17 protein-coding genes are annotated in these 21,895 nt (G+C 33.6%); 1 reads left to right on the forward strand and 16 read right to left on the reverse strand.

The annotated features are described in order from the left end of the window. Positions 1-11 precede the first annotated feature (11 nt). Positions 12-1,259 (forward strand): helix-turn-helix domain-containing protein, encoded by a 1,248-nt coding sequence (locus COE53_RS21705; RefSeq protein WP_069034983.1) that lies wholly within the window; start codon positions 12-14, stop codon positions 1,257-1,259. An 87-nt stretch (positions 1,260-1,346) separates the two neighbouring features. On the opposite strand, the gene COE53_RS21710 is transcribed toward COE53_RS21705, so the two are convergent. From COE53_RS21710 to cspD, 16 genes are all read right to left on the reverse strand, one after another. Next, a complete protein-coding gene (locus tag COE53_RS21710) occupies positions 1,347-2,510 on the reverse strand; it encodes a mannitol-1-phosphate 5-dehydrogenase (protein WP_069034984.1) in 1,164 nt (387 codons plus the stop codon). Between the two features lies 1 nt (position 2,511). Beyond that, positions 2,512-2,949 carry a PTS mannitol transporter subunit IIA gene (locus tag COE53_RS21715; protein ID WP_069034985.1) on the reverse strand — a complete coding sequence of 146 codons (438 nt, stop codon included), beginning with the start codon at positions 2,947-2,949 and terminating at the stop codon, positions 2,512-2,514. An 11-nt stretch (positions 2,950-2,960) separates the two neighbouring features. Next, on the reverse strand, positions 2,961-5,063 hold the full coding sequence (locus tag COE53_RS21720; protein WP_069034986.1) for a BglG family transcription antiterminator: 2,103 nt from the start codon (positions 5,061-5,063) through the stop codon (positions 2,961-2,963). A gap of 23 nt (positions 5,064-5,086) precedes the next feature. After that, positions 5,087-6,517, reverse strand: coding sequence for a PTS mannitol transporter subunit IIBC (locus COE53_RS21725; protein ID WP_098948715.1), 1,431 nt, complete (start codon positions 6,515-6,517; stop codon positions 5,087-5,089). 353 nt (positions 6,518-6,870) lie between these two features. Continuing rightward, positions 6,871-8,064, reverse strand: coding sequence for a PDZ domain-containing protein (locus tag COE53_RS21730; protein WP_069034988.1), 1,194 nt, complete (start codon positions 8,062-8,064; stop codon positions 6,871-6,873). A gap of 275 nt (positions 8,065-8,339) precedes the next feature. Next, positions 8,340-9,773 (reverse strand): S41 family peptidase, encoded by a 1,434-nt coding sequence (locus tag COE53_RS21735; RefSeq protein ID WP_069034989.1) that lies wholly within the window; start codon positions 9,771-9,773, stop codon positions 8,340-8,342. A gap of 179 nt (positions 9,774-9,952) precedes the next feature. After that, a complete protein-coding gene (locus COE53_RS21740; RefSeq protein ID WP_069034990.1) occupies positions 9,953-11,416 on the reverse strand; it encodes a catalase in 1,464 nt (487 codons plus the stop codon). Positions 11,417-11,653: 237 nt separating this feature from the next. After that, the gene (locus COE53_RS21745; protein ID WP_069033822.1) at positions 11,654-13,024 is read right to left on the reverse strand and encodes a murein hydrolase activator EnvC family protein; all 1,371 of its coding nucleotides are present in this window, start codon (positions 13,022-13,024) and stop codon (positions 11,654-11,656) included. A gap of 136 nt (positions 13,025-13,160) precedes the next feature. Next, the gene (ftsX, locus tag COE53_RS21750) at positions 13,161-14,054 is read right to left on the reverse strand and encodes a permease-like cell division protein FtsX (RefSeq protein ID WP_069033821.1); all 894 of its coding nucleotides are present in this window, start codon (positions 14,052-14,054) and stop codon (positions 13,161-13,163) included. Next, entirely contained in the window at positions 14,044-14,730 is a 687-nt protein-coding gene (gene ftsE / locus COE53_RS21755; RefSeq protein WP_069033820.1) for a cell division ATP-binding protein FtsE, read from the reverse strand. The genes ftsX and ftsE overlap by 11 nt, the downstream gene beginning before the upstream one ends. 342 nt (positions 14,731-15,072) lie before the next feature. After that, positions 15,073-15,402, reverse strand: coding sequence for a cytochrome c551 (gene cccB / locus COE53_RS21760; RefSeq protein ID WP_483295442.1), 330 nt, complete (start codon positions 15,400-15,402; stop codon positions 15,073-15,075). Positions 15,403-15,472: 70 nt separating this feature from the next. Continuing rightward, complete coding sequence (locus COE53_RS21765; RefSeq protein ID WP_069033818.1) at positions 15,473-16,351, reverse strand: YitT family protein; 879 nt, start codon at positions 16,349-16,351, stop codon at positions 15,473-15,475. A gap of 454 nt (positions 16,352-16,805) precedes the next feature. Next, a protein-coding gene (prfB, locus tag COE53_RS21770; protein WP_248267333.1) for a peptide chain release factor 2 occupies positions 16,806-17,904 on the reverse strand; the annotation gives its coding sequence in 2 pieces (ribosomal slippage) (positions 16,806-17,840 and positions 17,842-17,904; 1,098 coding nt in all). A 139-nt stretch (positions 17,905-18,043) separates the two neighbouring features. Beyond that, positions 18,044-20,557 carry a preprotein translocase subunit SecA gene (gene secA, locus COE53_RS21775; RefSeq protein ID WP_069033816.1) on the reverse strand — a complete coding sequence of 838 codons (2,514 nt, stop codon included), beginning with the start codon at positions 20,555-20,557 and terminating at the stop codon, positions 18,044-18,046. 205 nt (positions 20,558-20,762) lie between these two features. Continuing rightward, entirely contained in the window at positions 20,763-21,308 is a 546-nt protein-coding gene (hpf, locus tag COE53_RS21780) for a ribosome hibernation-promoting factor, HPF/YfiA family (RefSeq protein WP_069033815.1), read from the reverse strand. Positions 21,309-21,578: 270 nt separating this feature from the next. Then, positions 21,579-21,776: a cold-shock protein CspD gene (gene cspD / locus COE53_RS21785; RefSeq protein ID WP_056469532.1), complete on the reverse strand. Its 198-nt coding sequence runs from the start codon at positions 21,774-21,776 to the stop codon at positions 21,579-21,581. Positions 21,777-21,895 lie beyond the last annotated feature (119 nt).

The raw sequence follows: 21,895 nt of genomic DNA on the forward strand, positions 1-21,895 counted from the left end.
GGAGAGCACATATGCTTGAAGGCGAAATCATTAAATTTTATCGTAAAAAAGCGGGATTGACCCAAGAGGAATTAGGAAAAGACATTTGTACCGCTACCCATGTAAGTAGAATTGAAAGAGGGGAAACTCGATATTCTGAAGAAATTATTCAACTGTTCTCTCAACGTCTTCAGATTGACATTAAAAATGAGATAGCCGCTGTTCAAAATATTGAAAAGAAACTCCAAAAATGGCATAACGCAATTATATTAGAGCGAATGAAGGACGTTATCATCATAAAAGAAGAATTAGAAAGCATTCACTATATTAGTGCGTCTAACTATGCCATCTATTTTCAGCTTTTATTAGCCCGATACTTTATTTTATGTAAAAGCATTGAAAAAGCAGAGCGTATTATAAAACGGATTGAAAAAGATTCTCCTCCTATGTCAACTTATGAAAAGAACCTATTCCACCATGTCAGAGGAATATATTATTTAGTCCAATATACCCGTCTAGAAGATGTAAATAAACAAATTGCCTTACAAGAATTAAAGAAGGTTAATATAGAAGAATACGGAAATAAAGAATATTACTATCATCTAGGAACAGCCTATCATTGGACACGCTCTAAGGTTATGGCATATTTCTATGGTGAAAAAGCTTTTAGATACTTTAATAAAACAAATAATTATGCAAGGGCAATTTTGGCTGAATCCTTGATGCTAGTACAATTAAAAGACAGTACACAACTAGATTTTAAAGAAATTGTAAAAAGGTATGAGAGTTTAATAGAGCATAGCGAAGCTTTAGGCCTTTTAGATAAAAGAGGAATGATCTTACACAATTTAGGTCTAATGTACTTTTGGAAGCAAGACTTTAAAAATGCACATATTTTTTATAAAAAATCAGTTGAAGAAGCCGATAAACAATCATTACCTTATTTAAATCGTTTGTATAACTATCTAGATAATGCAGAGGAAGGTAAGCTTTTATTGACGAATGAATTGCTTAATGAAGCAAATGAAGGACTTGCCCTTTCAGAAAAGGCCACAAATAATTTATATAAGATCCTCTTTACTCTTCTAATTTTACGTTTTAACGAAAAATTTGATGAGTATTATGATTACATGGAACAAACTGCATATCCTTTCTTTAAGAATCACCATCATGTTACACATGCAATTAAATATGCAAAGTTGCTTTACAACTACTATGTCGAGACTAAACAGTATGAAAAGGCAGTTCATACTGCGGATATGTTTATTAATGGTAATTAGAGAATAATTAAAAATAGACAAAAAGGGACTAATTCAGATCGAATCTGTCCCTTTCAGTGCTTTTTAGAATCTATAAATCTAGTAAAATTAGTGTACAAGTAAGTCCTTCTCTAACTGATTGTATTCATCAGTAATTAAACTAATTAACTCGTTGTAATCTGATAATTCAGAATATTTTACGAGCAACTCTTCCACAGTATGATCTTGAAGGAAGTTTTGTAGTTCAACTGCTTCATGATCATCATTATTTTTATAGAATAAAGCAACTGCAATTGCTTTAACTAAAAAGGTAGGAGTTATTCCAAAATTTATTAATTCTCTAGCTGGCTTAATAAAACGGTCATTTGCTCCTAATTTACGAATTGGCGAACGAGCAACACGAGATAATTCATCTGAAATATATTCATTATCGAATCTACCTAATATTTTACTAATATAGGCAGTGTGTTCATCCGAATCAAAGTTATATTTTTTAACTAATAACTTACCCGTTTCATCTAAAATAGAACTAACAATATTTCTAATATTTTCATCAGAAATTGCTTCTTTAATCGTTTTATATCCATAAAAATTTCCTAAATATGCAGTTGCTGCATGTCCAGTGTTTACAGTAAATAGTTTTCTTTCAATATAAGGAAGCAAATCCTCTACATAAGTCACACCATTAATTGCTGGAACTTCTTCTATCATTTTTGATTGATCAATAACCCACTCATAAAAAGGTTCTACCGCTACTAATAATTTATCTTCGTGACTTTGAATTGGTACGATTCGATCTACAGCAGCATCCGGAAAACTGACCGACTGTTCAGTTTTTTTCTTCTGAGATTCAGTCATATTTAAATAAACTTCGTCTCTTAAAAAAGTACTTCCACCTATCATATTCTCACATGCAATTATATTTAACGATTTATCTGAATTCTCAACTCTCTCAATTAATCCCTCTGCAATTAGCTTTGCTATTTTAGGAAGAATTGTGGGACCCACTGCTGTTGTTACAATATCAGCCTGTACAATTGCTTTTGCTACTTCCCCTGGATCTTTTAGACTATTGATACCTCTTACATTAGTTATTTTTATTTTTTCTTGAGTACGATCTGCTAACATGACAGTATACGATTTCTTCTCATTCAGTTCATTAATAATCTCTTCGTTTACATCAACGAAGCAAATCTCATATCCTGCCTTGTGTAATAATTGTCCTATAAATCCTCTTCCAATATTACCTGCGCCAAAGTGTACGGCTAACATCTTACTCCTCCTCGCTAAACATTAAAATTAGTTCCTCTTTTGATGTGGCTGCGACCAATTTATGTACATTTTCTTCCTCTGAACAAAGGATCGCAATTTGAGATAACAGATCAAGATGCTCATTATCTTTGCCAGCAATACCAAATACTACCTTTACAATATTTCCGTTCCCAAAGTCTACTCCATTAGGAATTTGAAGAATTGAAATTCCAGATGAGATTACCTCTTGTTTTGACTCCTCAGTTCCGTGTGGAATCGCAATAAAGTTCCCCATATAAGTTGTTAAAGACTCTTCTCTTTCAATCATCTTCTCAATATAATTTTCTTTTACATAACCGTTTTTTACTAAGAGATTTCCCGCTAAACGAATAGCTTCATCTTTTGTTTTCACATCTACATTTAATAAAACATTATCTGTTGGTAATACTGTCTGAATCATTTCATAATCCCTCAATCCTTAAATCTTTTTTGTAAGTTGTCATAAAGTGCATAGCTTAATTTGCTATATATATCTGTATAGTTATTTGATGTAAAAATCCGTGTTGATTCTTCATCATCAATAATTGTTGAACTAATTGTGCTCAATACCTCTAATTGACCTGTTTGCATATCAACTGGAGCTAGTAATAATAATAATGTATTGATTTTTATTGACGAGTGGTCCATTGCTTTGACTACCATAGGCTCATGAAGCAAAAAGGATAAAAACACCGGTTGCATAACATATTCTGAACGACAATGATACAGTGCTATGCTAGTACCTGGTATCCCTAGACCACCCTTCTTTTCTCTTTCTGTGAGTTGATTAGTCACCTCAAAATAATCACCTATTAAACCTCTAACATTTGCCTGTTTGCATACTTCCAATAATAAAATAGATGAGGTTGGAATAAACGGTAATGAAATTGTCTCAAATGTATTCAATATATGGAGTACCGTTTCTGTGTACTGCTGAATAACTTCAAGATTTTGTTTAATTAATTTTGGCGTTTTTAGCTTTATCTGCTTTTTAAACTTTTTGTTGTGAAGCTTTCTTAGTAAAGTTGCTTCCGTTGTAAGAGAGTTACGTTTTATTTCATCTCGAATCTGTTCAGCCTCTTTCTTTGGCAATAAAGGATTTACGGTAATATATTTTTTTGAAAATCCCGGCATCTCAACTGTAGATAAAATAATGTCATATTGGTCAATTTGAATATTTCTTAAGTTCGCTAAAGACGATACTTCAATCTCCGTTATTTCTTTTATCTCTTTTTTGATTCGACTCGCTAGCATTTTAGAAGAACCGATCCCACTTGAACATAATACAAGCGCTCTTACCTCTTTACTGTTATCATAGATTACTTGAGATGAACCAAAATGTAGGACAAGATAAGCGATTTCCTCAGTTGGAAAAACAATCTTTGGAAAAGCTTCACTTAAACCTTCTTGAATGATCTTAAACATTGCAGGATAATCCTCTTGAATTTGACCTGCTAAAGGATTATTTGCATCTAGCTTTTTTTGAATTCGATAGATTGCTGGTTCAATATGAGTAATTAATCCTTCAAATAGGGCTTGGTCTTCTTCAAAATTTATTTCAAGTTCTTTAGATACATAATTGATTAACTTTTTTGAGCCTACAACCATCTCTGTACTACTCTCTTTTTGCCAATCATTTTTCTCTTGACGCTGCCTTGCACCTAATAAATGCATCGTAATATACCCTTTTTCAGCAATTGGAATATTAACTTGAAACACTTCTTCTAATTCAATAACAATCTGACTTGCGATAATAAATTCTTTAGAGATACTTAATTCCTCAAGAACCTCTTGATCTATTTGTATTACTTCACCTTGAATAATTCTTTCTATGGCTAAAGATAAGTGAATTGTAAATGTCATAAATGCACTATCAGCTAGAGAATAAGGTAATTGTTGTTCAATATCTCGAATCATTTTTCCAATCATGGTGAGTTTTTCTAGTTTTATTATTTCTAATAATCCATTTGAGAATCTAGTCTTTGACTCATACTCATCTTCCACTACAGATAAAAACTCATATTCATTTAATTGCTGTGCGATTAGATGTCCTAGGGCTTTTCTTTTTTTTCGTTCCGAACCAAGTAAGGCAATGCCATAACCTTTCTTTCTTATTAGATTCAAATCGAAGTCTTTTAACCATTCTTCTACTTTATTGAGATCATTACTAACTGTAGCAACGGTGACATGCAAATCATTTGCTAGTGAGCTTAGTTTAATAGATTCTGGTTCTTTTAATAACGAACATAGAATTAACTCTTGTCTTTCTTTTTGAGTAAACTCTTGCCCACTTTTTAATATTGCAATTTGAAGCTCATTTTTTTGCTCAGGTGTCCCTTCAATATACATTCCGACACCTAATACCTTTTTTAAGAAAAGACTATGAGCTGAGGCAATACTTTCAACTCCTTTTAGTTCCCGTTGCACGGTTCGGCTACTAACATTTAAACTCTCAGCAATTTCTTGAACATTGATTCCGTCTGGATGATCCAACAACAAATTAATGATTTCTCTTTCTCTTGCTGATATATGCATTTACATACCTCTTTAAATTTTTATTATTTTATTAAAGAATTCACTAATTCATCATACTTTGGACTGTTTAAGAAGTTCTCTACTGAGATATGAACTGCATTCGGTACTTTTGCCTTTGCTCGATCAGTTAAATCTTTATGAGTTATGACAACATCTACATCACTTGGTAAATTATTAATTGCTACATTCGTAACCTCTAATTCTAGTCCCTCTGTTTTTACCTTTTTGCGTAATATTGATGCTCCCATGGCACTGGATCCCATTCCAGCATCGCATGCAAAAATAATCTTTTTAACTTCTTTATTAATACCAAGGGAACTTGCTACCTCTTTTTCAGTCTGTAATAAACTAGCTACTTTACTTTCTTTACCTTTTAATTCTTGTGTTTTTTGAGCTGCACTTTCTAAATCTTCATCTGATGCAACCGACTTAGATGATTTCAGTACTACAACTGAAACTATAAACGAAACGGCTGTTGCAACAAATACGCCTGCAAGAATTGGTAAGTATCCTCCTTTTGGAGCCATTGCTAATATTGCAATAATACTACCTGGTGAAGCTGCTGCTACTAGACCTGCGCCAAATATATTAAAAGTAAATGTACCAGCCACACCACCAGCGATAACGGACAAGATTAACAAAGGTCTCATTAAGATATAAGGGAAATAAATCTCATGAATCCCACCTAGAAAATGGATAATCACTGCCCCTGGTGCTGTTTGTTTAGCCGTTCCTTTTCCAAATATCATATATGCTAGTAGTACGCCTAAGCCCGGTCCTGGATTGGCTTCTAGTAAGAATAAAAGTGACTTTCCAGCTGATTTTGCTTGTTCAAGACCAATTGGACTTAAAATTCCATGGTTAATCGCATTGTTTAAAAATAAGATTTTTGCTGGTTCAATAAATATGTTTGCCAGTGGAATAACGTTTGCTTTTATCATCATATCTACACCGTTAGCTAATGCTTCTGTTAGTGTCGAAACAACTGGATTAACACCTATTAAACCAATTATTGCTAATATTGCTCCTAAAATACCCGCTGAGAAATTATTAACTAACATCTCAAATCCTGACTTAACTTTTCCTTGTATAGCTTGGTCAAATTTCTTAATAGCCAAACCGCCAAGTGGTCCCATAATCATAGCTCCTAAGAACATCGGCATCTCTGCACCAACAATTACCCCCATTGTTGCAATCGCACCAACAACTCCACCTCGAATATCATGGACCATTCTTCCGCCAGTAAAACCAATTAGCAAAGGTAATAGGTAAGTAATCATAGGTCCTACTAATACAGCTAATTTTGCATTAGGTATCCAACCTGTTGGGATAAACAATGCAGTTATTAACCCCCATGCAATAAAAGCACCAATGTTTGGCATTACCATACCGCTTAAAAAGCTACCAAAGCGTTGTATTTTTACCTTTATATTATTATTTTTACCTGTATTCAAATTTTTACCTCCTTTATGAAGCTTCTACTTAAATGATAAAACGCTTACAGTATCAATACAATGAAATGAATATTCGTATTTGTCGCTTACTAATGTGACAAAATTTAAAAGGGCTAAAAAAAGAAATAACCTTTTTCTATAATATCTACTTTTAATAGAATGCTAAATTTCATCAACCTGAGCAATAGGTCTCTAATCACACTCAAAAAAATGACATTCTACCTACAAAAACACCCCTACATCAGACACATAATCGGTATAAATAATAGAAATAAAAAAGGAACATATTCAAGTTATGAATATGTTCCTTTTAATTTTATAATGTAGAAATTAAAGCTTCCAACCTACAACTCTTATCCGACCTGTCCACTATATTTAGATTCTTCTTCTGGGAATAAAAATCCTAACTCATGGTGTTCACCTTCATAAACTGAAGATTGAGTTATACGGATTTCAGAATTCAAATCAACTACTTCCAATTTACAGTATGCACGATTAATTTGTAGCGCTTCATAAAACTCATTAACAGTAGAGACATTTTGTCCATTTACTTTTGTAATGCTTTCGCCTACTTTAATGTTCATTTTATCTGCTACAGAGTTTGGTAGAATTCCTAAAACAATTAGGCCCGTTGATTTTACTGTAAAGTATGATGGTGTATTAATATCTCTATTTTTATGAATATAGTTTATAGCCTCTCGTCCCACTACTGCAACTGCTACAGCTATAAATGCTACAAAACCAATAAAGTAACTTACTATACCACCTACACAAACTATAATTGCTAAAGCCACTATTTGTTTACCAACAAGCTTAATTGATTCCTTTGGTAGCATCCCTTGAATTAACTGGTAAAATCCAATTCCAAATGGTACACAAAGAATGGAATAGCCACTATCACCTAAAGCAAGTGTAGGCCACCATGAATAATCACTAACGATCGAACCACTTGGTATCAGTAAAAATAATGGCACCATCCATAACCTATTTGCCTCATGTGCCCCTACTCTTTTTCCACGTTTACTCTCAATAAATAAAGGAGTTGTATGATTTGCAGCATTACGTTGAACTAAAATTCCTTCAGCCAATAAAAGTAAAGCCAATAGAATCGTTATAGCAGGAAGCATCGCATTCAGATCATTAGGTATAAAGTTTTTCAACAAAGGTAATGAATCTTGCCCTCTATTTAGTAATGGAAGTGCTACTAATGCTAGTCCAAAAAGATAAGCAGGAGACATCCATCTGAATTGCAAAATAAGTGCACTAATGATCGTTAATACACTTAGTAAATAAACCATTTCAATCGGAATGGTAATTCCAGCTACCAATGTGATAACTGAAAGAATTAATCCAATCAGTAATCCATACCCTAATGAAGTTTTCCACTCGAACGTTACATTAAAATTTCGAACCGAAAAATGCTTACGTTCTCTTTTTACACGTAAATTGCCACAGAAAATTGATGCGATGAAAAATATATAAGTAAATGGATTTAAAAATAGTTTACCGAATCCAACTAATAGTTCAGATAATAAATTTGACCACATAACATTCACCACCTTTTTCTATAATAGATTGATATACTTATGTTATCGGTTTATTAATGTTTTTTCAAAGAGAATATGCTACAAAACAATAAAAAAAGCACACTTCTCCATAAAGTGTACTTTCGACATACTAAACTAAAACTCCTGCATGGATTGTAATTTCAAATCTATTTCCCGGGAATTATGTCAAAAGAGGACGAAATAAAGTTCGCCCTTGGACTGGACTTTGTCTATATACAAAGAGGACAATACGATATTGTCCTCTTTGTGTATTATTATTGAGCTACCATATCTAAAGCTTTTTCTAACTGAAGATCATTCTTTTCATCTTTAATTTTATCAATTAATGATGATTCAAGTTTTTCTGAAGTTAGAGGATCAATCTCACCGTTAACAGTAATTCCAACAGCTTTTTGATAGTTTTTAACTGCTGTCTCAGTTTGCTTGCTGAAATATCCATCTTTACGGCCTGGGTCGTATCCTAAACCTTTTAACATGATTTGCGCTTGTTTAATATTTTCATCATTGTCATCAAACTTAAATGTTTTCTTTTTATCAATTGGTGTAGCGTAGAAATAATCAGGTTGTTTCACAGCAACATCTGGTTTAATACCTTTTTTGTGAATCCAAGTACCATCTGGAGTTAACCATTTAAATTGCGTTAACTTAATATTGCTACCATCTTTGAAATCTAATGTAGATTGTACAGTACCTTTACCATAAGATTTTTCCCCAATTAATTCATAATGTCCTGCTTCACTTAATGCCGCTGCTAAAATTTCAGCCGCAGATGCACTTCCTTTATCAATTAATACATCAATTGGATATGGTTTCGCTTTATTTAATTTAGTATAATACTTTTCACGTTGGCCATTTCTATTTTCAACTTGTAAATATGGCTCACTTTTTACAACTAATTCTTCTAAAACGCCTTCTACAGCTTGTAAGTACCCACCAGGATTTCCTCGAACGTCAATTGTTAATCCTTGGATATTTTGATCCTCTAGCTTTTTCAATTCTTTCTTGAACTCGTCTGCTGTTTTTTCATTAAACGAAGTAATATGAATATAACCTATTTTTTCGTTATTTACGTCTTTTACTGAACTAAATACTGTATACATTGGAATATCATCGCGTTTAATTGTAAATTTAATTGGATCCGGAACTCCTGGACGTTGTATTTCAATCGTAACATTTGTTCCTTTTTTACCACGGATTTTTAACACTGCATCATATTGAGATAAACCTTTTACACTTTTGCCATCAACTGATAAAATTTCATCCTTTGGTTTCAGACCAGCTTTTTCCGCAGGAGAGTTCTTAATTGGTGATACAATAATTAACTTTTCACCATCTTTAGAAACTTCCGCTCCAATTCCTTGGAAAGAAGAACCTAATGATTCATGGAATTGTTTAGCTGTCTTTCCATCCATATAAGTAGAAAACGGATCATCTAAAGTTGTTACCATCCCCTGGATCGCACCTTCAGTTAATTTATCAGGATCAATCTTTTTTACATATTGATTTGCAATAATTTCGTAAGCTTTTTGTATTTTAGCAATATTTTCATCTTCTGAAGCCTTTACTTCTTTACTCTCAGAGAATTTCGAAACGATTGTACTTGTACCATCATTAAATGCAAATGTACCTACCCCCATACCAACAACAAATGTTGCTGTTGCAAGTAAAGCCGTTGTTTTACGATTCATACAGAACCTCCTATTTTTCGTTCCAAAGGGAACGTACCAATCTATTAAATAGTGTATGTACTTGAAAAAGCATCACACAGACGTGCGATGCCATTTCTGTTCTATTATATGATAAGCCTGTATCACTTATGTTTGCAAGTAGAACACGATTTAATAAATTTTTATTAGAAGAGTTTAATTTATTTTGGTAGATGTTGTAAGTATGGCGTTAGGTTAATACCTAATTTAGCCGCAAGTCTCTCACCTAACTTTGCATCTGCACGATAGAAGTTACAAACTGCACGAAGCTTAATTTTTTCATCTACACCTGCTAGATCAGCACTAATATTTTTAATAACAGCATCCTGCTCCGTTTTACTATATCTATTCCACACTTCCCCTGCTTGGCCGAAGTCATTTGTTTTTTCTATTTTTTTGCGCTCAGAAACACCACTTAATGGTTGAGCTACTTCAACATAATCGGCATCCTCTTTTGGTGTATCCGAGTAGCTATTTGGCTCAAAGTTAATATGATGTGTTTGCTGACTAAAAGGCATATGACCATCACGTTGACCATTCGCTACTTTCGCAAAAGGACAATTAATTGGAAGTTGTAAATAATTTGCCCCAATACGATATCTTTGGGTATCTGAATAAGAGAATAATCTTCCTTGTAGTAACTTATCCTCAGATGGTAATATACCAGGAACTAGCACACCTGGATTAAATCCAACTGATTCAGTTTCTGCAAAAATATTTTCAGGGTTTCGATTAAGGACCATCGTTCCGACAAATTGTCGAGGAATCACATCTTCAAACCAATCTTTTGTAGGATCTAATGGATCAAAATCGAAATCATCCATATCTGCAGGATTTAATACTTGTACATATAAGTCCCATTCTGGAAAATCTCCGTTTTCAATTGAATCGTATAAATCACGGCTTGCATGATTAAAGTCTATACCTTGAACTTCACTAGCTTCTTCCATTGAAAGATTTTGAATTCCTTGCTTTGGTACCCAACGATGTTTTATATAAACAGTATTTCCATATTCATTTACCCATTTATATGCGTGAACACTTGAACCTCTCATTTGACGATAGTTAGCTGGAATACCTTCATCAGAAAATACATGTAATAACATATTTGTTGACTCAGGTGTTAGAGACATGAAATCCCAATATCTGTTAGGTGTTTGTAGATTAGTCCTTGGATCAGGCTTTAATGAATGAACCATATCGGGGAATTTCATTGCATCACGAATAAAGAATATAGGAAGATTATTACCTACAAAATCATAGTTACCATCTTCAGTATAGAATTTTACAGCAAATCCACGAGGATCACGTAATGTTTCAGGAGAATGTAATCCATGAATAACGGTTGAGAAACGAGCAAATACTGGTGTTTCTGTTCCGGCATCTTGTAAAAACTTAGCTTTCGTATATTTTTTCATACTATTTTTAGTTATGAAAACACCATGTGCGCCGGCTCCACGTGCATGCACAACACGCTCAGGTACTCTTTCACGATCAAAATGAGCTAGTTTTTCGATTAATTGATAATCCTCTAATAAAGTTGGACCTCTACGTCCCGCTGTAAGTGAATTTTGATTATCTCCAATTGGCACACCTTGATTCGTTGTTAGTCGATTATTTGTCATATCATTTCTCCTTAATTATAATTATTATAATCTAGTAATAATTATATAATAGTCTAACTTATAATGAAAATCAATATCAAATTATAATTATTATAATCTAGGTATCAATATGATTGAATTTAATTTCCTCTTAACTTAAGTAGGTATAAATTGTAGTTTTATAAATTAATTGAGATTTATAAAACAAAAATAAAGAAAAAAACCTATCCTAGTGTTTTAGGATAGGTTTTTAGTAAATTAAAAATTAATATATTTCATAGGATCTACTGCATTTGATTTAGCATAATTCCATTCACCTTTATGTAATTCAAAGTGTAAATGTTGTCCAGTAGAATGACCTGAATTTCCCATATAACCAATTTGCATACCTTTTGAAACAGTTTGTCCAGTTGATACATTAAAACTAGCCAAGTGAGCATATACTGTTGTCCATACTTGTCCATCAATATTATGTGTAATAAATACACAATTTCCATAAGAAGATGAGACATAAGCACGAATTACAACCCCATCGCCTGCTGCTACAACTGGTACAGTTCCCGCTGAGGCAATATCAACACCTTCATGGAACTCTCCACCCTCAAATGAACGTTGTCCAAATCCAGAAGAGACATAACCATTTGCTGGTCTTGTAAAGTTGCCACTAGACACGGTTGGTGTATTATCAGAACTACCGGCACTATCTGAATTACTAGAATTACCTGAACCACTTGAGCTTCCAGATCCACTTGAATGACTTGTACTTGTAGATGTCTTTTTACTTTTTGCAGCAGCTTCTGCTTTACGTTTAGCCTCTGCTTTACGTCTAGCTTCTGCCGCAGCTCTTTCAGCAGCTTGTTTCTTAGCGATTTCAAGAGCTTTTTGCATTGCAGCCTGCTGACTTGCTAATAATTGATCTTGTTCCTTTAAATCTAAAACATCTTCATGAGCTTCACTTTCTTTAGCTTTTAATGAAGCCATTAATTTGTTCTTTTCGCTAACCTGACTTGCAAGTTGATTATTTAGACTCTTTAAGTTCGCTAAATCTCTTTCGATTTTTGCTTGTTTTATAGTCAAATCATCTTTTTTAGCACTAACTTCTTTTAAGTCCAAGTTTTGCTGGTTAATTATGTCCTCGTCAGCCTTCATAATAATTTGTACGGCACTCATTCGTTGAATTAAATCTCCGAAACTATTAGCACCTAAAATGACATCAATGTATGATACCATTCCACCAGCTTTTTGAAGAGAACGCATACGGTTTTTCAATAATTCTTCACGAGATTTAATGCGTTCTTCAATAAACTTAATTTCTTCCTTTAGTTTTGAAATTTGCTTTTTCCCATCACTAACTGCATCTTCAGTTTGGTTAACTTTCTGCTTAGTCAGTTTCATCCGAGCATCAAGTTTTTCAAGCTCCGCAACAACTTCTTGCTGGTCATGCTTTATATCAGCAATTTTGTTGTTTGTTGCATCAGTCTTATCCTGAACTTCACTACGCTTCTTTTTAATGCGGTCAATTTCTGATTGGTATTTACTTTCAGCAAAAGAAACGGATGGGATAGCACCGACTATGAAAGTACTGCATAACATAATCGTTATTACTTTCGATGATTTTCTCTTACTCATCTAAGATCCCTCCTTATATGTATATAGAAAAGCCCTAGTACCTGTATCAACTCAGACAGACGTTAAATTGGGAACTAGAGCTTATCAATCGAATTACACTATTAAAACAATAGAACTACAAATGAAAAAATTTATCTTATTTACGTAAAAACTTACGAATTGACATGACAGAACCCCACATCCCGATTATTGCACCAATAGCTATTAATATTGCAGATAGCTGGTACACAAACGGTGAAAATGGCAATAATGTAAACATTGTTCCTGCTAATTTTGGCATTAGCATATTATAAATGACTTTATAGCCAGTTAATAGTAAAACAATCGGAATAACCGATCCTAACACACCTAGCAGTAAACCTTCTATTAAGAACGGCCAACGAATAAAGTTATTAGTTGCCCCTACTAATCTCATAATCTCAATTTCACGTCGTCTTGCCATGATCGTTATTTTGATAGTATTAGAGATTAAGAACATCGCAGTAAATAATAGTCCGAAAATCAGTACTAAACCGATATTGCGACCTACCGAAACTGCATTAAATAATTTTTGAACCTGTTTTTTACCATAGATTACTTCATCAATATATTTTAAGCCTTCAATTTTTTTGGCTACTGGTGCGATTTGTTCTGGAGAATCCGTTTTAACAATATACGTATCATTTAATGGATTTTGCTGTTCAAACAGTTTGAATGCTTTTCCATCTTCTCCCATACTTTTGATTAGATTGTTTAATTCTTGATCTTTCGACGAGAACTTTACAGTAGTTACATGATCTAATTTTTTGATTTCTTCTTTTAAAGTAGCTTGTTGCTCTTTGTTTGCTGTTAAATCAACTAAAACACGTACCTCTACATCTTTTTCTAAAGTTGTTCCAATGTGATTAACATTCATAATTACGGTTAAAAATACGCCAACAAGCATTAAAGTAACTGCAACAGCACTTATCGATGCAAACGTCATCCAACCATTTCGTTTTAAACTACGTAAACCCTCACGAACATGTCTTCTTGCAGTTCTAGCTTTCATAACCGTACACTCCTCTCGCTTGGTCGCGTACAATTTTTCCAGCTTCAATTGCAATTACTCGTCGCTTGATCGTATTTACGATATCTTTATTATGAGTTGCCATTACTATAGTTGTTCCACGATCATTGATTTCTTTAAATATATCCATAATCTCCCATGTAGTTTCAGGGTCTAGGTTACCCGTTGGCTCATCGGCGATCACTACTTGTGGTTTATTTACAATAGAACGAGCAATCGAAACACGTTGCTGTTCACCACCAGAAAGCTCTGTTGGTAAAAATCGAGCTTTATGTTTTAACTTAACAAGGTCAAGTACTTCCATAACTCTCTTCTTTATTGTTTTCGGGTTTTCTTCAATAACTTCAAGTGCAAATGCAATATTTTCATAAACTGATAAAGTCGGTAATAATTTATAGTCTTGGAAAACTACTCCAATATTTCTACGTAATAAAGGAACTTTTTTATCCTTCATATGGCTTAAATCCATTCCATTAATTAAGATTGCACCCTTTGATGGTTTTTCTTCGCGATACATCATTTTAATGAATGTCGACTTTCCGGCACCACTCGGGCCCACGACATACACAAATTCACCTTGGCGAATTTTTACATTAATACCATCTACCGCAAGAACACCATTAGGATAAGTCTTATAAACATCTTTTAACTCAATCATGACATTCTCCTTAATTTTTGTTCCGTTTTCTTCTATCAAACTATAAGATCCATTCTGGATGAAATTATAATTAACTTAACTTTACTTGATCTTGATCTTATTATTTCGCCTGCTATTTACATATTTCGATAATTTCAGCTAAGCTCCTCTATTATACCACTTAAAAAATGTCAAAATTGATAAATTTATGTTACATTTTAATAATAGGCTAGATTTTTTCCGAACGATTTATGGGTTTGTTTAACAAATTATGGCAAAATGTAACTAAAATGAAAAGAAACAGACCTTTTCTAATTAACAGAAAATTGTCTGTTTCTTTAATTCTTTTCGATAGAAAACATTTTATTTTTTAGTCGCAAGCCATTTCGCTACACTTTTCGCGTCATTTCCTTGAACAACTCCGCTAGGCATTGAACCTCTACCATCATGGATAATATTTTCTATTTCTTTTTCAGAATATTTCGCTCCGACCTTTTTTAAGCTTGGTCCAATTATACCTTCTAATTCTCCACCATGGCAGCTAGCACAGCTTTGTTTAAATAGCTTTTCCCCATTAGCAACTGAAACCGGCTCACCTGAATCATTATTTTTACTTGTATCATTATTTGAACCACATGCTGTAATCGTTAACAGCATACCACCAGTTATAAAAGCAAGAAGTAGCTTTTTCACAAAAATCATCGCCCCTTTAAAAATCCCATAACTATAGTCTACTACTAATGAAAATATTTATTTTACCTTTTTATGTCAAATTTGTGAAACCTTCTCCAAGAACTTCTGTTGCATCTACAACTGTAATGAAAGCATTTCGATCAACTGTCCGAACGATATCACGTAGAGAAGAAAATTCAGTTTGATCAAGTACACACATTAATACTAAACGGTCTTCATTTGTATATCCACCAACACCAGTTAGTTTTGTAACTCCACGATCTAATTGGTGAACAATTGCCGTTGTTACAGGCTCCACTTCTGAAGTAATAATAAGTGCCATTTTTGATCTAGCAAGACCAATTTGAACTAAATCAATTGTTTTACTCGTAACAAAAAGTGCAATTAGTGCATACATACCACTTTCAAGATTAAACACGATTGCAGATGTAAGAACAATTAATCCGTCAATAAAGGCTACACAAATCCCAAGTGATAAACCAGTATATTTATGAACAATTTGAGCTGCTAAATCTGTTCCACCAGTAGATGCTTTACCACGGAACACGATTCCTAGACCTAAACCAATAAATAGTCCACCAAAAATTGATGCTAAAAGTGGATTATCAGTTGCAGGTTTTATATTGTATAAATCAACTAAATAAACAACAAGTGGAATAAAGATTGTTCCAACTAATGTTTTAGCGCCAAATTGTCTACCTAAGAAAAAGACACCTGCTATAAATAAAGGAATATTAAATGCCCATTGTACAAATGCAGGATTAAATCCCATTGTACTCTTTAGAATTGTCGAAATACCACTTACCCCACCAGAAGCAATATGATTTGGTAATAAAAACACACAAAACGCGACAGCAATGATTGCAGAACCAATTAATACAAAAAAGTACTCAAAAAACGTTTTTCCCCACCCTACAGTTAGAGCAGTAGAATATCTGACCTTTTTCAAACTTATCCCCCTCAAAATTTCTCACTTACAGACAACTTTTCTATTTTATATCCTTTATATCGGATACTCTCTCTATTTTTTATTATGAAAAAAACAATAAGATTTAATTACATATAAACAAAATTTACTTTCTTCTATTTGTAAAACAACTTAAAAATAAATATGATTCATGTAACTCCTTCACATTAGTAAGGTAAAATCCTTATTAATCCTCTAAAGAAAAAAAGCTCAAAAGAATAACATCTCCATAATTAGAAGATGTCCGTTTAGACAAAGTCCAAAAAACTTGATGATCAGACTAATTGCAAGTGTTTGGCAGGCAGTCTGGTAGATGTTCTAGGTTAAAAGATGGATTTACAGCTAACGAACTGATAAAATATACCCCTTTTGTCCCCAAAGATTAGGGCTGGTAAGAAAGAAGTTTCCCCCAATCTTATCAGCCCATTTTTCAACATTAAATCTTAGAACGTAAGTAAGCATCAATAAATGGATCAAGATCTCCATCCATTACTGCATGTACATTACCAACCTCTGTGTTTGTTCGATGATCTTTAACCATTGAGTATGGATGGAAAACATATGAACGAATTTGACTTCCCCAGCCAATTTCTTTTTGTTCTCCACGGATTTCATCTAGTTGAGCTTGTTGCTCTTCTATTTTACGTTGATATAGTTTTGCTTTTAACATTTTCATTGCATGTTCACGGTTTTTAATTTGTGAACGCTCTGTTTGACATGTTACTACAGTGTTAGTTGGAACATGTGTAATACGTACTGCTGAGTCAGTTGTATTAATGTGCTGACCACCGGCTCCACTTGCACGATACGTATCAATCTTTAAATCTTCTGTACGAATATCGATTTCAATTTCTTCATTGAACTCAGGCATTACTTCGCAAGAAACGAAAGAAGTATGACGACGACCTGATGAATCGAATGGAGAGATACGTACTAAACGATGAACGCCTTTTTCTGCTTTTAAATAGCCATAAGCATTATGGCCTTTAATTGCTAAAGTTACGCTCTTAATACCAGCCTCATCTCCAGGTAGATAATCTAAAGTTTCAACTTTAAATCCACGTTTTTCAGCCCATCTAGTATACATACGTAATAACATTGAACCCCAATCTTGAGACTCGGTTCCACCTGCTCCTGGGTGAAGCTCAAGAATTGCATTATTTTTATCATATGGCTCGCTTAATAATAATTGAAGTTCAAAATCATTCAGCTTTCCAGTTAAAGATTTTACTTCAGTTACTAGTTCTTCAAATAGTTCATCGTCATTTTCTTCTTTAACTAACTCATATGTTACTTCAAGATTCTCATATCCATCATTTAAATCATTGAATTCATTAATGACTTCTTTTAAACCATTTACTTCACTTATTACTACTTGTGCAGCTTTTTGATCATCCCAAAAATCTGGCTCTGACATAAACGCTTCAAGCTCATCTAGTCTTGCTTGTTTTGTTTCGACGTCAAAGAGACCCCCTAAATGCTTGAAGGCGTTTCGCCATCTTTTCTAGTTCTTGCTTTACTTCTACTAATTCCATTACATAACACCTCGATTAAATTTTACGAACAATAAAAAGCAGGTAAAGACAAGTAGTGAAGTAAGAATAACCTTTGAAGGTTACTCTTCTTTCCTAATAACTACTTGCCCTTGCCCCTTTTCATATAGTTTCTATTTTATTAGATTCCTTTACCGTGGCAGTTTTTATACTTCTTACCTGATCCACAAGGACAATCTTCATTACGGCCAGTTTCTTCGCCTTTTACGATTGGTTTTTTCTTTACTTCACCATCACCATCATTACTTACATGAATTGCATCGCCTTGTATAGCTTCACGCTCTACATCAGCTTCAATTTCAGCTTTCATAATAATGCGAGATACTTCTTCTTCAATTGAAGCAATCATCTCTTCAAACATTGCGAAGCCTTCCATTTGATATTCACGTAGTGGATCAATTTGTGCATATGCACGTAAATGGATTCCTTCACGAAGTTGATCCATTGAATCGATATGAGCCATCCACTTGTTATCAACAGTACGTAATAATACAACTTTTTCAAACTCACGCATTTGTTCAATTGGTAAAGCTACCTGTTTTTCTTCGTAACGCTCGAATACTGTTTTTTGAATTAATTCAACCATTTCATCCGGTTCAATTACACGTAATTGATCAACTGTGATTTCATCTTCATTTAATAAGTTTGCTTCTAAGAAATCAATGATTCCTTCTAAATTCCACTCTTCTTGAAGCTGCTCGTTTGGAGTATGAGCTTGAACTACTCTGTTAATAGTACCTTCAATCATATTCTTAACGATTGGTTGTAAATCATTTGAATCAATAACTTCAGAACGTTGAGCATAAATAACTTCACGTTGTTGACGTAATACATCATCATATTGAAGTAATTGTTTACGAGCATCAAAGTTATTACCCTCTACTCGTTTTTGTGCAGATTCAACTGCACGAGAAACCATTTTACTTTCAATCGGTTGAGAATCATCTAATCCTAAACGGTCCATCATAACTGATAAATTTTCTGAACCAAAACGACGCATTAATTCATCTTCCATTGATAAATAGAAAGTTGTCACACCAGGGTCACCTTGACGACCAGAACGACCACGTAACTGATTATCAATACGACGGCTTTCATGACGCTCTGTACCAATAACAGCTAATCCGCCAAGCTCACGAATACCTTCACCTAATTTAATATCTGTACCACGACCAGCCATGTTTGTCGCAATAGTAACTGCACCACGGTGACCAGCTAATGCGATAATATCAGCCTCGCGTTCATGGTTTTTCGCATTTAATACTTCGTGTTTAACACCTTTACGTTTTAACAATTGAGATATTAACTCTGAAGTCTCGATCGCAACTGTACCAACTAGAACTGGTTGCCCAGCTTTGTGACGTTCAACGATTTCATCAACAACAGCATTAAATTTACCAGTCATTGTTTTGTATACTAGATCAGGTTTATCCATACGAGCGATTGGTCTGTTCGTAGGAATAACTAGAACATTCATATTGTAAATATTACGGAATTCTTCTTCCTCAGTTTTAGCTGTACCTGTCATACCCGAAAGTTTTTTGTACATACGGAAGTAGTTTTGGAAAGTAATTGTAGCAAGCGTCATACTTTCATTTTGAATTTTTAATCCTTCTTTAGCTTCAATCGCTTGGTGAAGACCTTCACTGTAACGGCGGCCTTTCATTAAACGACCAGTAAATTGGTCAACGATTACAATTTCACCATCTTGAACTACATAATCTACATCATGAGTCATCGTAACGTGAGCACGTAATGCCTGAGTAATATGATGGTTTAAGTTAACATTTTTCAAATCAAATAGGTTTTCAACGCCAAAAGCTTTTTCTGCACGTGAAATACCATCTTCAGTTAATAAAACTGATTTTGTTTTTACATCGTACGTATAATCTTTGTCTAGCTTAAGCATTCCAACAAATGCATTCGCTGCAATATATGATTGTGCAGACTGTTTTGCTTGTCCAGAAATAATTAATGGAGTACGTGCTTCGTCAATTAAAATTGAGTCAACCTCATCGATAATAGCATAGTTTAGTGGACGTTGAACTCGTTGTTCAGCGTATACAACCATGTTATCACGTAAATAGTCAAATCCTAATTCATTATTTGTACTATACGTAATATCACAAGCATATGCTTCACGCTTTTCATCTGGTTCCATACTATTTAAATTTAGACCAACAGTAAGTCCCAAGAACTCATATAATTGACCCATCTCACGAGCATCACGACTAGCTAAGTATTCATTGACTGTAACAACGTGAACACCTTCGCTACTTAATGCATTTAAGTAAACAGGTAAAGTGGAAGTTAAAGTTTTACCTTCCCCAGTTTTCATTTCTGAAATATTACCTTCATGTAAGGAAATTCCACCTAATAACTGTACAGGATATGGAGTCATACCAAGCACACGAGTAGCACCTTCACGAACAACGGCAAATGCTTCAACTAAAATATCATCAAGAGTTTCACCTTTTTGGATACGCTCTTTAAATTCAAATGTTTTACCTCTAAGTTCATCATCAGATAATTTTGCATACTGATCCTGTAAAGATAACACTTGATCAACTTGTTTTTGCATTTTATTTAATTGTCGCTGATTAAGATCAAAAACCTTTTTTATCATTCCAAGCATTCGTAACGCTCCTCTATTATAAAGTCATAAACTAAAATGTCATTAAGTTAGTAGATACTATTTCTAATTTTATCATTAAATGAAGATACGTGACAACCTTATGTCGAGATTGTTCTATTAGAATTAATTAATATTTTAGAAAATAAGCAAAAAAGGACTAAGCTAATTGTTCAGCTCAGTCCTTTTATTATTATTTTATTAATTTTTATTTGGCTTCAATTAAACCATAACGCCCATCTTTTCTAGCGTAAACGATGTTCGTTTTATTTGTTTCACCGTTTAAGAATACAAAGAAGTTATGACCTAACATATTCATTTGTAGCACTGCTTCTTCTGCATCCATAGGTTTTAAATCAAATTGCTTTGTTCGAACTAACTCAATATCATTTTCGTGTTCTTCTACTGCTACAGCTGATTCAGTAGTTGATGGTGCAAACATGAATTTTAATGATCCTTTTTCTCTTAACTTGCGATTTACTTTTGTTTTGTGTTTTCTAATTTGACGATCTAGTTTATCAATAACTAAATCGACAGCTGCATACAAATCTGAATGCTCTTCTTCTGCACGTAATAACATATACGTTCCAGGAATAGTTACTTCAATTCTTTGCTTGTCGTGGAATACCTTAGCATTAACTCTCGCCGTTAACTCTTCGTCAAAATAACGATCAAATCGCGATAATTTTTTATCTACGTAATCACGAATTGCTGGAGTAATTTCAATATTTTCGCCTCGGATGTTTAGCATCATATGGGTTTCCTCCTTCATCAAGCTCCAAAAATGAAAGCTGTCATACTTATATTCTACACCTCTATCTCAATTTCCTCCTTGAAATATTTGTCAAATATGAGAAAACTCTGTGTCCATTTTTTGAACTTTTATGGTTTATATCTGATTATATTTTTATAATAATTTAAAGATACTTAAAAATTTTCCAAAACAAACAAAGGCTTACTCAAATGAGTAAGCCTTCGTGGTCCGAATCTATATAAGCAAATACTTACTTATTAACGGAAAAAATTAAATTTTAGTCACATTAGCAGCTTGAGGTCCACGGTTACCTTCAACGATTTCGAAGCTAACTGCTTGGCCTTCTTCTAAAGATTTGTAACCTTCTGCGTTGATAGCTGAGAAATGTACGAATACATCGTCTCCATCTTCACGCTCGATAAATCCAAAACCTTTTTCTGCATTAAACCATTTTACTTTACCTTGCATTCAAATCCATTCCCTTCAGTCGAAAACTTGTGAATCTTCTCCACATTTCAACTATACATCATAAAACTAGGGCAAGTCAAAAGTAGCTTATCGCCTTTTTTTTCACGAATTCGACAAAT

This window comes from Bacillus sp. AFS029533 (genome assembly GCF_002585125.1).
Lineage (GTDB): Bacteria > Bacillota > Bacilli > Bacillales > Bacillaceae_G > Gottfriedia > Gottfriedia luciferensis_B.

Bases quoted from the DNA above. Each gene is read 5' to 3' on its own strand.
- COE53_RS21705 (WP_069034983.1), top strand. From the start codon at position 12: ATGCTTGAAGGCGAAATCATTAAATTTTATCGTAAAAAAGCGGGATTG.
- cspD (WP_056469532.1), bottom strand. From the start codon at position 21,776: ATGCAAGGTAAAGTAAAATGGTTTAATGCAGAAAAAGGTTTTGGATTT.
- COE53_RS21710 (WP_069034984.1), bottom strand. From the start codon at position 2,510: ATGTTAGCCGTACACTTTGGCGCAGGTAATATTGGAAGAGGATTTATA.
- COE53_RS21740 (WP_069034990.1), bottom strand. From the start codon at position 11,416: ATGACAAATAATCGACTAACAACGAATCAAGGTGTGCCAATTGGAGAT.
- hpf (WP_069033815.1), bottom strand. From the start codon at position 21,308: ATGATGCTAAACATCCGAGGCGAAAATATTGAAATTACTCCAGCAATT.
- COE53_RS21745 (WP_069033822.1), bottom strand. From the start codon at position 13,024: ATGAGTAAGAGAAAATCATCGAAAGTAATAACGATTATGTTATGCAGT.
- secA (WP_069033816.1), bottom strand. From the start codon at position 20,557: ATGCTTGGAATGATAAAAAAGGTTTTTGATCTTAATCAGCGACAATTA.
- COE53_RS21715 (WP_069034985.1), bottom strand. From the start codon at position 2,949: ATGATTCAGACAGTATTACCAACAGATAATGTTTTATTAAATGTAGAT.
- COE53_RS21720 (WP_069034986.1), bottom strand. From the start codon at position 5,063: ATGCATATATCAGCAAGAGAAAGAGAAATCATTAATTTGTTGTTGGAT.
- ftsE (WP_069033820.1), bottom strand. From the start codon at position 14,730: ATGATTGAGTTAAAAGATGTTTATAAGACTTATCCTAATGGTGTTCTT.
- COE53_RS21735 (WP_069034989.1), bottom strand. From the start codon at position 9,773: ATGAATCGTAAAACAACGGCTTTACTTGCAACAGCAACATTTGTTGTT.
- ftsX (WP_069033821.1), bottom strand. From the start codon at position 14,054: ATGAAAGCTAGAACTGCAAGAAGACATGTTCGTGAGGGTTTACGTAGT.
- COE53_RS21730 (WP_069034988.1), bottom strand. From the start codon at position 8,064: ATGTGGTCAAATTTATTATCTGAACTATTAGTTGGATTCGGTAAACTA.